Source organism: Pseudovibrio sp. Tun.PSC04-5.I4, assembly GCF_900104145.1.
GTDB lineage: Bacteria > Pseudomonadota > Alphaproteobacteria > Rhizobiales > Stappiaceae > Pseudovibrio.
The window spans coordinates 2359106-2373389 of record NZ_FNLB01000006.1 but is presented as its reverse complement, the minus strand read 5'-3'; the positions used below and the strand labels follow the sequence as shown (position 1 = coordinate 2373389).

General features: G+C 47.7%; 12 protein-coding genes. 6 read left to right on the top strand and 6 right to left on the bottom strand.

All coding sequences use genetic code 11. The features are described from left to right. Positions 1-1015: 1015 nt before the first annotated feature. The 5 genes from BLS62_RS16195 (at position 1016) to BLS62_RS16170 (ending at position 7372) form a co-directional block, all read left to right on the top strand. Positions 1016-2392, top strand: coding sequence for a tyrosine phenol-lyase (locus BLS62_RS16195; protein ID WP_093182708.1), 1377 nt, complete (start codon positions 1016-1018; stop codon positions 2390-2392). A 211-nt stretch (positions 2393-2603) separates the two neighbouring features. Then, the gene (locus tag BLS62_RS16190; protein ID WP_093182706.1) at positions 2604-3890 is read left to right on the top strand and encodes an amino acid permease; all 1287 of its coding nucleotides are present in this window, start codon (positions 2604-2606) and stop codon (positions 3888-3890) included. A 1182-nt stretch (positions 3891-5072) separates the two neighbouring features. After that, positions 5073-5957 (top strand): alpha/beta hydrolase family protein, encoded by an 885-nt coding sequence (locus BLS62_RS16180; protein ID WP_093182701.1) that lies wholly within the window; start codon positions 5073-5075, stop codon positions 5955-5957. A gap of 111 nt (positions 5958-6068) precedes the next feature. After that, entirely contained in the window at positions 6069-6563 is a 495-nt protein-coding gene (locus BLS62_RS16175) for a DUF2165 domain-containing protein (RefSeq protein WP_093182699.1), read from the top strand. Positions 6564-6712: 149 nt separating this feature from the next. Beyond that, the gene (locus tag BLS62_RS16170; protein WP_093182697.1) at positions 6713-7372 is read left to right on the top strand and encodes a hypothetical protein; all 660 of its coding nucleotides are present in this window, start codon (positions 6713-6715) and stop codon (positions 7370-7372) included. Positions 7373-7521: 149 nt separating this feature from the next. Here the strand turns inward: BLS62_RS16170 and BLS62_RS16165 are convergent, their stop codons facing one another. The 5 genes from BLS62_RS16165 to BLS62_RS16145 all read right to left on the bottom strand — a co-directional run bounded on the left by BLS62_RS16165 (position 7522) and on the right by BLS62_RS16145 (position 12603). Continuing rightward, positions 7522-8088, bottom strand: coding sequence for a hypothetical protein (locus BLS62_RS16165; protein ID WP_143521573.1), 567 nt, complete (start codon positions 8086-8088; stop codon positions 7522-7524). Between the two features lie 202 nt (positions 8089-8290). Continuing rightward, the gene (locus BLS62_RS16160; RefSeq protein WP_093182693.1) at positions 8291-8869 is read right to left on the bottom strand and encodes a PhnA domain-containing protein; all 579 of its coding nucleotides are present in this window, start codon (positions 8867-8869) and stop codon (positions 8291-8293) included. 116 nt (positions 8870-8985) lie between these two features. Then, entirely contained in the window at positions 8986-10791 is a 1806-nt protein-coding gene (gene lepA, locus BLS62_RS16155) for a translation elongation factor 4 (protein ID WP_093182690.1), read from the bottom strand. Positions 10792-10919: 128 nt separating this feature from the next. Beyond that, positions 10920-11666, bottom strand: a complete 747-nt coding sequence (locus BLS62_RS16150; protein ID WP_093182688.1) for an outer membrane beta-barrel protein — start codon at positions 11664-11666, stop codon at positions 10920-10922. 226 nt (positions 11667-11892) lie between these two features. Continuing rightward, positions 11893-12603: an outer membrane protein gene (locus BLS62_RS16145; protein ID WP_093182686.1), complete on the bottom strand. Its 711-nt coding sequence runs from the start codon at positions 12601-12603 to the stop codon at positions 11893-11895. A 407-nt stretch (positions 12604-13010) separates the two neighbouring features. On the opposite strand from BLS62_RS16145, the gene BLS62_RS16140 reads away from it, so the two are divergent. Next, complete coding sequence (locus BLS62_RS16140) at positions 13011-13538, top strand: GNAT family N-acetyltransferase (RefSeq protein ID WP_093182684.1); 528 nt, start codon at positions 13011-13013, stop codon at positions 13536-13538. 53 nt (positions 13539-13591) lie between these two features. Here the strand turns inward: BLS62_RS16140 and BLS62_RS16135 are convergent, their stop codons facing one another. Continuing rightward, positions 13592-14233, bottom strand: a complete 642-nt coding sequence (locus BLS62_RS16135) for an outer membrane protein (protein ID WP_093182682.1) — start codon at positions 14231-14233, stop codon at positions 13592-13594. Positions 14234-14284: the final 51 nt, after the last annotated feature.

Genomic DNA, 14284 nt, shown 5'->3' with positions numbered 1-14284 from the left:
CTCAATACCCAGGGGAATAAAATCAGATAAAGCGGGGCAAACACCACCGGTAACAGTGGAAGCCCTTGGTGCCTCTGCGGAAGAAGACCGTACGGCACATCGCGCGGCGGCATGCAACAGGGCATTGTGACTGTGCACCTAAGTAGTTTTTCATTTTGACTTTTCGGCCAAAAACCACAAACTCCGTTGTGTGCAATTAATTCGGTCTCTGAAATTGCACAGGGAGTTTGAAAATGCGCTATTTTCAGGTGTATTTGAATAAATTGAAGAGCTATAAATTACCTTGGCACATCGAAGATGTTTCCATGGCTAACAATCTGCACCTGGTATAGCCACTCCTCGTCATGCGATGGAGTCGCTCCTGTCGTGTGGACGCATGTGATCCTGCTTTCAGCCTCTTACAGTCCGCCACAGATGCGGAGCGCCGAAGCTGGCCAGCACATGCAAAGTCCCCCAACCTAGTAAATATTCAGCGTGAATTCTGGTAAAGTACGTCATGTGCTGCAGCAGAACTGCGCATTGATATTGGCAATACACTCGACATCTCCGGTTTGCGCTGCAGTTATGCCGGAATTGCTTCAGTCGTAAGGCGTTTGTCTTCTTTTTTGTTTGCATGGCACGACAGTTGTCATGGGCAAATAGATGGCGGAGCTGTGTCTGTTACTTGGCTGTGGGGCATATACAGATCACAGCACCACCAAGGGTAAGTAAAGATTATATCTTTGCTTGCTCGAGTAATGCACATGTAGATAGCAGTACTATGTGTATTTCATAAAGGTATATGTGCTTGTGATTTGTATATAAAAACGATGATTTATTCACATATGGTTATTGTTACTTATTGCACCGATGAAATATTTGAGTATCAATAATATGTGAAGTTGATGAGACCAAATATCCACCAGAAAGAAATATGAATACTTTTCTTTCGAAATGCGCGCTCATCATTACTGAATTTGGGATGCACCAAATGCATCCACCACAACAACGAATATGCAAGCAAGAGGACGTTCTTATGACTAAGTTTATGCCTGAACCGTTCAAGATCAAATCTGTTGAACCAATGTACTTCATTCCAGAAGCTACACGTGAAGCTGCTGTTAAAGAAGCTGGCTACAACACATTCCTGCTGAAGTCTAAAGACTGCTACATCGACTTGCTGACCGATTCCGGTACATCAGCAATGTCCGATAAGCAGTGGGCTGGCATGATGATCGGTGACGAAGCTTATGCTGGTTCCGAAAACTTCTACCACCTTGAAGAAGTTGTTCGTGAGCACTTTGGCTTCAAACACCTGATCCCTACTCACCAGGGCCGTGGCGCAGAAAACATCCTGTCCACACTGACAATCAAACCAGGCGATTTCGTACCTGGTAACATGTACTTCACCACAACACGTTTCCACCAGGAACGTAATGGCGCAACATTCGTTGACGTTATCTGTGATGAAGCTCACATGCCTGACCTTGCTGACGTACCTTTCAAAGGTAACGTTGACATGGCTAAATTGCAGAAGCTCATCGACGAAGTTGGTGGCGACAAGATCCCTTACATCTGTCTTGCTGTAACCGTGAACCTTGCTGGTGGCCAGCCTGTTTCCATGGCTAACATCAAAGCTGTAAGCGAACTTTGCCACAAGCACGGCATTGACGTGATGTACGATGCAACACGTTGTGTTGAAAATGCATTCTTCATCAAAGATCGTGAAGCTGGCTTCGAAGACAAGTCAATCAAGGAAATCCTCCTTGAAATGTTCTCCTACGGCGACGGTTGTACTATGTCCGGCAAAAAAGATTGCCTGACAAACAACGGCGGTTTCCTCTGCATGAACGACGACGAGTTGTTCGCAGAAGCTAAAGGCATGGTTGTTCAGTTCGAAGGTATGCCTTCTTACGGTGGTCTTGCTGGTCGTGACATGGAAGCGATGGCTATCGGCATCACTGAATCCGTTGAATACGATTACATCTCACACCGTGTAAACCAGATCCGTTACCTCGGTGAACGTTTGGAAGCAGCTGGCGTACCAATGGTTAAACCATACGGTGGTCATGCAATCTTCTTGGATGCTCGTGCATTCTTGCCGCACATTGATCAGCAGAACCTTCCTGCACAGGCACTTGCAGCAGCAATCTACCGTACCTCCGGTGTTCGCACCATGGAACGTGGCATTGTTTCCGCTGGCCGTGACGTGAAGACTGGTAAAAACCACGTACCTAAGCTTGAAACAGTTCGCCTGACTATCCCACGTCGTGTGTACACATACGCTCACATGGACTACGTAGCAGACGCAATCATCGAACTGTTCAAGAACCGCGAAAACATCAAGGGTCTTGAATTCGTATTCGAACCTAAGGTACTTCGCTTCTTCACTGGTCGTTTTGCAGAAGTTTAAGCTACCAACTAAGTTAGATAAGTAGAATATCTAATGGCGAAGGAGGGCCACAGCGCCCTCTTTTACTCTGAAGTACTTGATTTCATCAAAAAATGGTGGGTATCCGCAAGTACTAAGTAATATTTTCGTTGCCAATTACATATAAATCCAACGATAAATATATTCCCTTTTGGTCACGGTATTTAAAATAACCAGAGTTGGGAGGCTCATGATGACCATCGCAACAGAACAAGCACAATCTCCTGGAAAATCCGAGAATAAGGATTCCAAAAAAAGCCAAGGTACGATCCTTGGGGCAAGTGTGATTGCAGCGGGCACTGCAGTTGGCGCGGGCATGTTCTCACTGCCAGTGGCAAACAGTGGCGTGTGGTTCACCGTTTGTCTGCTCCTTATGGTCGTTGTCGGCTACATAATGCACAGTGCGTCTATGTACATTATGGAGGTGACACTTCACTTCCCTGAAGGATCTAACTACGACAGCCTTGCTAAAGGTACAATTGGCAACTTTGGTCGACTGATCAATGGTTTGTCCGTTGCGTTCCTTTGCTACGTGCTCACCTATGCATACATCTCTGGCGGTAGTTCTATTATTACCTACTCGCTTTCAATCTTCGGTGACGTTCAAATGTCATCTGGAGTGGCGAGTTTGATCTTCGCGGTCGTGCTTTTATCTATCGTAATGATGGGTACCAGAGCTGTTGACCGTGTGAACACCGTTCTTATCGGCGGCATGATCATTACATTCATGATTAGCCTGAGTTCGCTGATTGGTAACTCTTCTACCGGGAATTTGTTCCCTGATATCTCACTCGGCGAGCGCACACCTTATGCGTTCTACACCATCTCCTTCTTGGTGGCGAGTTTTGGTCTTCAGATTACAGTTCCAACCGTTACCAACTACTTGGGTCTGGACGCAAAGCGCGCAAGCAAAGCGCTGTTGATCGCAATCTTCCTTGCTGGTGGCTTCTACTTCCTGTGGATGTTCGCGGTATTCGGAAATATCTCCCGTGATCAATTCCCGGCGCTTATCGCAGAAGGCGGTAACATCGGTAGCATCATCGGTGCTCTTAGCGAGTCCGGTATCAGTTCCAATATTTCTGTAATCCTACAGATCTTTGGCAACATGGCTGTTGCAACATCCTTCCTGGGTGTGTCTCTGAGCCTGTATGATTACATCTCTGATCTGTTCAAGTTCGACACTTCTACCATTGTTGGTAAAGTACAAACTGTAGCTATCGCATTCGTACCAACCATCATCCTTGCTATCCTGTACCCACATGGGTTCATCGCAGCAATCGGTTATGCTGGTGTTGTGCTGGTGATCTTCAGCCTGCTGACTCCAATCATCATGGTTCGTATCTGTCGTGAACGGAATCCTAACATCTTCCAGGTTGCTGGTGGTAACGCCCGCCAGGCAATGGTCTTCGGCTTTGGTATTATTGTCTTCATTATCACAGCGTTTGAACTGACTGGTAACTTGCCTATCTTTGGTCAATAAAATGCCAGCTCTCTATTGCAGGTAAAGCTTGACGATATTTGTAATAGCCTGAGTTAAAGCAATTAGTGATCAGAAAATTTGCCGCAACAAACCCCCGTTGCGGCAAATTTTTTATAAGTGGCTCTTTGTTAGACCGTCCAACAAAGAGCCATTAGAAAAGGGTGCCTTTTCCGGGGAGGGGAAGGCACCCTTTCGCGTATGAACTATCCGCCTTGATAACGGCAAGGGGCTAGATCTGCAGCAGAACGTTTGAGCAGTGTAAGCGACTGTTTATGCCTCAGCTGCTTGAAGCAGGAGCTCTGTTCCCGCCATCCCCCAGAATGCTCCACCCGCTTAATGCCAGTATCTGCAACGCACCAGCGTTCGCAAGAAAGCGCTGTTTGCATCATTCACACCTAGGTCGGGCAGAAAAAAACTGATCTCCAGCGTGGTATTCACGCGCATTTTGCATTGCCTACCTGAGTGCAATATCTGTCCATACATTTTGATTGCGTCTGTCTTACATAATAAAATGGGGATGAATCCATCAGAAGAGGAATCTCGACCTTCGGTCTTTAGGTTGGAGAGCGATTTCTTGCGTTGCAGCAAAAATACACGGTCATTTATGTATGAGATTGGATGATTTGTGCGCCGCAAAATGAAATAGTCAAGAAACCGAGAACGGACCCTTAGTATTTTTTACATTAGTCAAATTCGAAAGTTGTATTGACATAAATCAAGCCGGATTCTACGCTTCAGGTGTCATTGGAGTGGAGGGACTATGACTTTCGGTTTGGCTTTATTCATTTGCGTATTCTTGGTTATCCTTGGAACGGTTGTTGTTTCTGAATTTGCTTCAAAGACAAGTTCGGTCGATTCGATCCTTGCTGGTACAGATGCAGAGTATTCTGCTCGTGGGGACGAGGTAGGATAAGAGCTTGCCAATTGTGTTGCCTGCAGCGCTTCTTCGGGACGGAGGAAGACGAATAGCAGCAATGCAGAAGTAGGAGCAGGATAAGGAAAGTAGGACGGCCTTATTCAGCAGCTTGCTGTAGGTCTTGGCGAGGCAACTTGCTGGGAGCGCGACAAAATCCATAAGGATTTGATGAGACCTTCTCGAAAGAGAGGGTTTTATTTTGTCAGACGCCTTTACCTATACGTCAATATCTGATCCTATACGGTCATCTGGAGGATGGCATCCGAATGGTAATGACAGCAGTGGAAGAAACGATGGGTATGAACGAGCAGCGAGTGGAATTGCTCACAATTCCGAGCAAGGGCGCAACTTTGGTCGGGAAGGCTTTTTGGCCGAAAGACCCACCGAAATCCTCTGTCATTATTCATGGTGCAACCGGCGTGCCTCAGGCGTTTTACGGCAAGTTCGCCCGCTGGGTGGCGGAGCAGGGACACCTGTGCTTGACTTACGATTACCGTGACTTTGGAGCCTCCAAAAAAATCCACCCAAGCCAGTCTGCGGCAACCATGGTTGATTGGGGCGTGCATGACCAGCAAGCTGCACTAGAGGCGCTTCTGGAGCTGGCAGATACGCCTAAAACTCATGTCATAGGCCATTCCCTTGGTGGGTTCATGTTCCCGTTTCATAAAAACCTGCATAAGGTTGATCAAATCACGACAGTCGCGTGCGGACAGGTCTACTGGCGCGATCATCACATGCCATACTTTCTCACGGTCATTCTCTTCTGGTATTTACTGGGTCCAATTTTCACCCGCATAAAAGGATACCTACCGGGTAAAGCCTTAGGTCTCGGTGCGGACATGCCAGCGGGCGTCTATTGGCAATGGCGCAAATGGTGCACCTCACCAACCTTCTACACCAGCGATATCGGCAGTGTGCTCCCTCAGATGAATCCCAAGCCATTCACAGGCCCTATGAAAATTATTGGGTTTACCGATGATGATACCGCCCCAAAGGCTTCTGTTGATCGCCTTGAGGTGCTTTACAAAGAGGCCCGGTCCACACGGCAGGTGCTCGATCCAAAAGATTTTGAGCTTAAAGAAGTTGGTCACCTCAAAGCTTTCAGCAAGCAAAATGCTGCCCTCTGGCCTGAAATTTTGGATATCTCTTAGCTCTGTAGCTTGCTTAACAAACAGCCAATGCAAAGTGCAAGAGCCAAATAGACAGCATAACCAGCCGTTAGAGTGGATCTGATCTACTGTTGGAAAACAACGGACAGATCCATGGTTCTACGACTGATTAAAATTCTGATCTCTCTGGCTTTTGGCGCTTTTGCTGCAATGGCCAGTCTCAACAATTTTCAAGACGCCCCGGCGAACCTGGCCTATGTGGAATCGGTCATCTCAATGGTGGATGTCTTTCCAACCAGCCCCCAAGCGCGTGCAATCTTTCCGCTAGAGAGTGCTCAGGTCTTTCTGTCCATTATACTGGCTATAGAAGGCTTCATCGCCTTCCTGCTCATCATTGGCAGTCTTCGGATGCTTGCAAATATTGGGAAGTCAGCGAAAGTCTTTAGCCGATCCAAGATCATGGTGTCTCTGGGCTATTGCACGGCCATTCTGCTGTGGTTCCTAGGGTTTGTTGTATTCGGAGGGGAATGGTTTCTGGCCTGGCAATCTCCACTGGGAAACAGCGCGGTAGAAACCTCCTACAACATCAGTATCATCGCTTTCCTTGCTCTGATCTTTGTGAGTCTGAAAGACGAGGAACTAAAATAAACTGGAGTGATGCAAGTCGCTCTCCCCCTGAGATTCACTCCCTAATAAGTAACCTGAGACTATCCATCTGAGGCATTTGAAGGACTGCTTTTGCCTAGGAATTGTTCCACGTTTGAAACATGAAATTCTTGTGTTTACGAGGGGCAGGCATGGATATCACAACTGGTGCGGATGGATTTTCAGGTCAACACGTCTCGTCAGGCATGTTGTTGGGCGGCGGCATTGCCTCTCGGTTTCTAGACAATGATTATCTGATTGGTTTGGGACTTGTTCTGCAAAAAAAAGGCAGCACTGAATATTTGACTGCCAGCGGGAACACAGTCCAGCGGTGGATAGGAAAGCAACTACAGCGAGTTACGCTCCAATACACAAACAGCTCCTTCTATTTTTCATTCCTGGATGAAAACGGCATCGTTGTTTACGATTATCTTCCGCAGGATGAAAGGCTCGCGTACTTCAATGAATATGCCCATGTGGGCCGGCGGGTTGCCACTGTCAAAAAGCAACAGATTTGCGAGACCCATGAAATCATGAAGGAAACGAGAGTTGCCGGCGCGGTCAGTCTCTTGCTCGCAGATTATCCCGGAACCTTGACAATGCTACACCCCATCAAAACGCGGAGATGGCTGGGCACAGATCGCATCGACTGGTACGCAAGAAGAGGCGGCCGTCACTACAGGATAGAAACATCAAAAGCAGGCGCAGCTTTGCGGCAATGGTCAAACAATCAGATCCTACTGCGCGTATCCCCACACCAAATCCATCTGCACATGCATATGCTACCAGACCAAATGGATGAAGAGATCTAATTTAGCGGCTGTGGATACGGTGGCTATGCTGGGACAGGTAAGGATAAATTGCAGTGCCGCACTTGGCAGTTAACTCTGGTTTTCGACTTTAAGGTCTTAGACCAGAGTTAACTGCATCGTATATGCTCAAAACAGCACCATCAGAATCTTCATGGACGGCAGTTTTCGCGGTTCCACGTGCATGCTTTATTTCGTGTGAGCTTTGCCTTGTAGCCAACTTCTTTCATGGCAGCTTTGATAGAAATATTAATTTTCTTCGGCAGAATTTTAGGAAGCTTACTTGTGCGTTTTAGACGTAGAAGGTCACCACTTCTTATTTCCTCAAGATGTTTTACAAAGGAAAGCGCTTTACGGCATTTCCAACGTCCACCACTTTCACTTGTGACTGGATTATAGCTGTTGGTTGGATAGCGGAAACAGACTTCCGCATCTCGTCCAGTTTGAACAATTGCCCAGTGGCCCGGAAGCACATGAGTATTTCCGGGATAGACGAGGTAAGCCCGTCCATTTTTTCCCAAATATTCAAACTGGGTGCCATGTCCCTGGCTCCAGTCTTTGACGGTTGTACCGCCTAACACGTCCTGATAGGAACGTACTTCCATAGTGTTTTTGGAAGTTGCAATACGCTTGTCAAAACACTCATTTGAGCCGTCGCAAGTGCTTTGACAGCCTGACAGTAAAATTAGTAGAGTGAAAAAGAATAAAATATTTCGCACCGCTTATTGTTCCCTACAACTAAAAATTGAAATTATCAGTGTGTCTAGCATAGGGAATCGGTAGTAACACGTGTTTTTTACTACCTAAAAGGAAGGGGTGTCGGTGCGTTGAAGTGCTTAAGGCAGCGCAGAATCAGTTTCCACCGTGTAAATAAAGCGGCATTGTGAGCCGCTCTATTATTTTTACTTATGCTAGTCGTTTCTAAGACTTTTTCACGAACTCAGTCAGAATAACAATCCGCTGATCGTTCACGCGGCCTTCAATATGTTCAGCATTATCATCCACCAAGGAGATGTTGCGAACTGCTGTGCCGCGCTTGGCAGTGAAGCCAGCGCCTTTGACCTTGAGGTCTTTGATGAGAGTGACTGTATCGCCGCCACTCAACACAGTACCGTTAGTGTCTTTGTGAATGATGACGTCGGTGTCATCTGCCGCTGCAAGACCAGCCTGCGCCCAAGCCAGTGTTTCCTCATCAAGATAAAGAGTATCCAGCAAGTCGCGTGCCCATGCTTCGCCGCTAAGGCGGTTCAACAAGCGCCATGCGCTTACCTGTACAGCAGGCTCAGTGCTCCATGCACTGTCATTCAGGCAACGCCAATGGTTCTGGTTTAACTCAGCGCCATCTTCAATCTGAGAGGAACAGGTAGAACAGGCGAGGATGGACTTGTCGACGTTTTCGCCGCCATCTGGGCCAACTGCAATAACACCTAGGTTTTCGGTTGCACCACAGAGTTCACATTTGTCTTCAGCGCGGCTGCGCAGGTCATTCTCAAGTGACATGGTTCACTTACCTTCTTGGATTCTATTTTTGTATTCCAACGAAAAAGGCGACCCAAGGCCGCCTTCAATTTCTTAGCGTAAGGTTTGCTAGCCGGACTTTAAAGCCCGACCGTAGCTCAATCATCCATCTTAAGCGCTTGAATAAATGCTTCCTGAGGGATCTCAACCTTCCCGAATTGGCGCATCTTCTTCTTACCCGCCTTCTGCTTATCCAGCAGCTTGCGTTTACGAGAGGCATCACCACCGTAACATTTCGCGGTCACATCCTTACGCAGAGCGGAAAGAGTTTCACGCGCAATCACGCGGCCACCAAGCGCAGCCTGAATTGGGATCTTGAACATGTGACGAGGGATAAGCTCCTTGAGCACCGCACACATGGCACGGCCACGGCGATCAGCCTGAGACCGGTGCACCAGAACAGAAAGCGCATCCACTGGCTCGTCATTCACCAGAATGGACATGCGCGCCAAATCACCGGCACGGTAGTCACTGATGGCGTAATCGAAGGAGGCATAACCCTTGGAAATTGACTTCAGGCGATCGTAGAAATCAAACACCACTTCGTTGAGCGGCAAGTCATAAGTGACCATAGCGCGGGACCCAACGTAGGAAAGGTCCACCTGAACGCCGCGACGATCCTGACAGAGCTTCAAAATAGCTCCCAGATACTCATCTGGTGTCATGATGTTGGCGCGGATCCATGGCTCGCGGATCTCTTTGATCTTCACAACATCAGGCATATCTGCTGGGTTGTGCATTTCAAAGTGAGAGCCGTCATTCATCTCCATCTCATAAACAACGGAGGGTGCCGTTGCGATGAGGTCGAGGTTGAACTCGCGGGACAAACGCTCCTGAACGATTTCAAGGTGCAGCAGACCAAGGAAGCCACAGCGGAAACCAAAGCCAAGCGCAGCCGATGTTTCCATCTCATACGAAAAAGACGCATCATTGAGGCGCAGCTTGCCCATAGCGCCGCGTAGGTCTTCAAAGTCGTTGGCATCAACCGGGAAAAGACCGCAGAACACAACAGGTTGCGCAGGCTTAAAGCCCGGCAGCGCTTCGGTGCAGCCTTTTTTGTCCGTGGTGATAGTGTCACCAACGCGGGTATCAGCCACTTCTTTGATGGAAGCGGTCAAAACGCCAATCTCACCCGGTCCAAGACGGTCTGTTATCACAAACGCAGGGGTCATAACACCAACGCGGTCAATTGAATACACGGCGCCTGTGCCCATCATTTTGATGGAGTCGCCTCTCTTCAGTTCACCGTCGATGATACGAACCAGAACCATCACACCAAGGTATGTATCGTACCAACTGTCTACCAACATCGCCTTCAGTGGGCCATCAGGGTCACCCTTTGGTGCTGGAAGCTGTTTAACAATAGCCTCCAGAACATCAGGAATACCGAGGCCGGTTTTGGCGGAGATCATCACAGAGCTGGACGTATCAAGACCAATGACGTCTTCGATCTGCTCTTTAATGCGCTCTGGTTCAGCAGCAGGCAGATCAACCTTGTTCAACACGGTCACGATATCATGGTTGTTATCGATAGCCTGATACACGTTCGCAAGCGTCTGCGCTTCCACGCCCTGGGAGGCATCAACCACCAGCAGGGAGCCTTCCACAGCGGCAAGAGAGCGCGAGACCTCATAGGCAAAATCTACGTGGCCTGGAGTGTCGATCAGGTTCAGCGTGTACTTCACCCCGTCTGCGCCATCATAAATCAGCCGGACGGTTTGAGCCTTAATGGTGATGCCGCGCTCCTTCTCGATATCCATAGAATCGAGAACCTGCTCCGTCATCTCACGATCAGTGAGAGTACCGGTAGCCTGGATGAGGCGATCGGCCAAGGTTGATTTACCGTGGTCGATGTGCGCGACAATCGAGAAATTGCGAATGTTGGACAAGGTTTTGGTCGTCATGGGCGCTCAATTACCACTGCTTTGCTCTATGACAAAGCACATAATAGGCGCCCACGCGCTTTTTAGGTGTTTTCCAGCCAATAAAGTGAATAGTCATTGGTTAAAGCGTCAATTTTCCGAAGTACCCCTCAAAAATGATACTCGAAGCCGAGACCAAACAAATGTGCCGATATATCAGTCGAGGCATTTCCTGAGCTTGAGATATTGTCTGTTGTATTCAGTGAAAAATCTGCGGTCTGGAAAAACCCATACTCAAGTGAGGCACCAAGTTTTGGGGTGATGACGATGGTAACACCTGCACGGGCCAGAAGCGCACCAACGGTCGATTGGCTCCCCTTAATGGAAAATGCATCCCCGTTGGGAATTGTTCCAGTAATCGTCCCGATAACCGGAAAGGCAGCCCCGACACTAATCCCGGCAAAGGGAATAACTTTTTTTGTCAACGGAGTTAAGGGCGCCGAAAGCACGACACCCGCCATCACGTAGGCTGCTGCAACAGTACCACTGCCACCTTCAACACCAGACAGGTTGGCAACGCCGTTGCTGATGTACCCCGTATCAAGCTGAAGTTTCACAAAATCACCGGCAGTCACGCCTCCAAACACAGCAGCATTCCAGCCAAGGTCGTATTCGATGAATTTGGCCCTGCCACCGTTCGGTGCATAAAAATCCCCGTCCGGGGCATAAGACACAAAGCCCTTTGCGCCCGCATATGGTTTGAGGGGAAACATACCCATCGCAGCCTTTTCAGCCGCCGCCGCTGCTGCCGCTTGTGCCGCCTCAGCCAAGTCAGCAGCCTGTAGATGGGTAGAGAGTGCTCCTGTCGTCAATAACGCAGAAACTAACATGATCACAGTTGAGGAAAAATTTCCCATTGCGCACTATCTCCTGAAGTCGTGAAAGGAGATTCGCGCAAATATCTATGTGTTACCAAATAATTAATGGTGTAATTCACAGAACAAGTGAAATATTGAAGTAAATATCACTGCTATATAATGTATTATATGAAATGTAAGTAACTAATAAATCGAGTGATATTGCGCAAGAGAGGTGAAGATGTTTATGCATTTCCACCTCTCGGTAGTTTTATCGAGAATCTGATTAAAAATCGTAGCGCAGGCCTAAGCCGATCATGTGTGTCTCAATTTCAGTGCTAAGCGTGTTTTTTGAAGCTGCAGCTGGAGTAGAGTTCACCCTTGTTATGTGCTTCACATCGAATCCGCTTGTTCTGAAATAGCTGTAATCTGCGATGAGATGCACATTCTCCAACATCTCGTAGGAGACGCCGCCGGACAACTTAAAGGCAAACACATACTCATCCTCAGTCTCCATACTACGGGTTTGGGTATCTGGTGATGTGGCAACGTTGACGACCGTTTTTTCCATGGACGGTTTTGCAATGCCAATGCCGCCGCCGGCAAACGCGGAGAGTTGCTCCGTCAGTGGTAGATCGAAAAATACGGAGCCCATGAGGTAGGTCGAGGAAAGGTTTGTCCCGCCCCCTTCGGTTAGAATAAATGCATTGCTGTCAATATCTTCGATGGTGTTGGTTAGATATCCCAGCTCAGCTTCAACACGCACATACTGGTTCAATCGCCTTCCGATACTCCCACTAACAGCCCATTCATCAGAAAAGTCTGTTGAGTATTTGTCGAGTGGGTTGTTGTCTATCGGATCGTATGTGCTTCGCATTGTAAAAGCGGTCGCCCCTTTGAGGGTCACATACATATCTGTTTCAATTTGTTGCGCGTATGAATTACCAGCGACAAGAGAAACTGCGGTGAAAAGGATCAGGCCGGAAATGCGGGACATGGCGTCGTTCCAATTGCAATAAACTCATGCTCTTCTCGTCACCTGAAGGGGGGTATGGACGGACACAAAGAGCGAAGTTAGATCTGTGAAAATGAAGAAGTTGCAGAAACGATCAATACCCATATTACTTGGGTCATGGCTGATGATTACGCATCGTTAACCTCAAAATTACCTAGTATGTATTCGTTTATATATTCACTGAGCATAGTTAAATTTACGTGAAATTTTTCTCAGCACCTGTGCTTGCCCTTTGTTATTTCATCGGGTCACAAGGAGAGATTGTTGAAGCTCCTCTGAGATTAACTGCGATATCTTCAATCCTCGCAGTGTTTGTTTTTGTTGCTGTGCTCTACCAAATATGAGAGGCCTAAAAGGAGTGATAACCACAAACGACTTCAGGGCCTTATATGATCATCCGTGACGCCACCAAAACCGACCTTCCAGCTCTTCTGGACATTCATAACGATGCCGTCAAAACGCTGGCAGCAATCTGGACGGATACGCTGGAAACGCTAGAAGACCGGACTAACTGGTTCGATGCACGGATTGCGGGTGGTTTCCCGATCATTGTAGCTGAAGACGTCAATGGTGAAGTGCTGGGCTATGGCAGTTACGGCCCATTCCGCGACAAATCAGGCTATGACAAAACCATGGAGCATTCGGTCTACATCACACCGCAAGCGCAGGGCAAAGGTGCAGGGTCGGCTCTTCTGGTAAAGCTGATTGAATTAGCCAAAGCGGACCGGCATCACGTCCTTGTCGGTGCAATCGACAGCGAGAACACAGGCTCAATCCGCCTTCATGAACGATACGGCTTCAAAGTCACCGGAGAACTGCCACAAGTCGGCTTTAAGTTCGGACGTTGGTTAGATCTGACGTTGATGAGCCTTCTCTTGAATGCTGATGAGGCACCTGCGGCCTACGACCACAAATAAAAAAGGGAGCATTGAGCTCCCTTCACTATCTAATCTCTCAGCGACATTTCTACTTAGAAATTATAACGCAAACCAACCTGGGCAAGGTGAGACGTAAAGTCCGTTTTCCCTTCACCGCCAAGCCCGCTGAATTTATAGTCGGCTGATTTCATAAAATCATAACTTGCTGTCAGATCTACACGGTCAGAAAGTTTATAAGCTGAACCTACACTTAACTTAAAGATGGGGGTCACAGAATCTTTAACTTTAAGTTTGCCTGAACTTGTAGTGCCCTTTTCTGTTAAGGTTCCTATTTCGAACGAAGCTAAACCGCCACCAATACCTATGAATGGTGTAATGTTTTCTGTAAGCTGATAGTCAAAGTATACTGAAGTGACGGCATACAAAGCAGATTGTTTGCCTTTTCCGATGGACGTATTTACAATTTCGCTATAGTTGTTTTGAAGGTACCCTAGCTCACCTTCAATCCTGACATATTCGTTGATGCGTAAACCTGCGTTTAGTTCAACGTTAAAGCCAGCGTCAAATTCCGAGTTTCCGTTTCCCAATGAGGTGCCGCTGGTAACGTCTGAATCCGCTGCAAAAGATGCGCCGCCGGAAATGCCGATATAAGCGCTTTCCCAAAGATCAGCAGACGAGGCATTGGAAGCACTGAGTGCAATGATGCTGGCAGCAATAAGTGAATAATATTTCATAGGTCTATACCAAAAATGTTTGTCGGAGAAAATTACCTACTATCTTGGATG

What these genes read in the sequence shown, in the direction of transcription:
- BLS62_RS16145 (WP_093182686.1), bottom strand. Translation starts at nt 12,603, where the DNA reads ATGTCCCGCATTTCCGGCCTGATCCTTTTCACCGCAGTTTCTCTTGTC.
- BLS62_RS16150 (WP_093182688.1), bottom strand. Translation starts at nt 11,666, where the DNA reads ATGGGAAATTTTTCCTCAACTGTGATCATGTTAGTTTCTGCGTTATTG.
- BLS62_RS16190 (WP_093182706.1), top strand. Translation starts at nt 2,604, where the DNA reads ATGACCATCGCAACAGAACAAGCACAATCTCCTGGAAAATCCGAGAAT.
- BLS62_RS16180 (WP_093182701.1), top strand. Translation starts at nt 5,073, where the DNA reads ATGGTAATGACAGCAGTGGAAGAAACGATGGGTATGAACGAGCAGCGA.
- BLS62_RS16175 (WP_093182699.1), top strand. Translation starts at nt 6,069, where the DNA reads ATGGTTCTACGACTGATTAAAATTCTGATCTCTCTGGCTTTTGGCGCT.
- BLS62_RS16140 (WP_093182684.1), top strand. Translation starts at nt 13,011, where the DNA reads ATGATCATCCGTGACGCCACCAAAACCGACCTTCCAGCTCTTCTGGAC.
- BLS62_RS16195 (WP_093182708.1), top strand. Translation starts at nt 1,016, where the DNA reads ATGACTAAGTTTATGCCTGAACCGTTCAAGATCAAATCTGTTGAACCA.
- BLS62_RS16160 (WP_093182693.1), bottom strand. Translation starts at nt 8,869, where the DNA reads ATGTCACTTGAGAATGACCTGCGCAGCCGCGCTGAAGACAAATGTGAA.
- lepA (WP_093182690.1), bottom strand. Translation starts at nt 10,791, where the DNA reads ATGACGACCAAAACCTTGTCCAACATTCGCAATTTCTCGATTGTCGCG.
- BLS62_RS16135 (WP_093182682.1), bottom strand. Translation starts at nt 14,233, where the DNA reads ATGAAATATTATTCACTTATTGCTGCCAGCATCATTGCACTCAGTGCT.
- BLS62_RS16170 (WP_093182697.1), top strand. Translation starts at nt 6,713, where the DNA reads ATGGATATCACAACTGGTGCGGATGGATTTTCAGGTCAACACGTCTCG.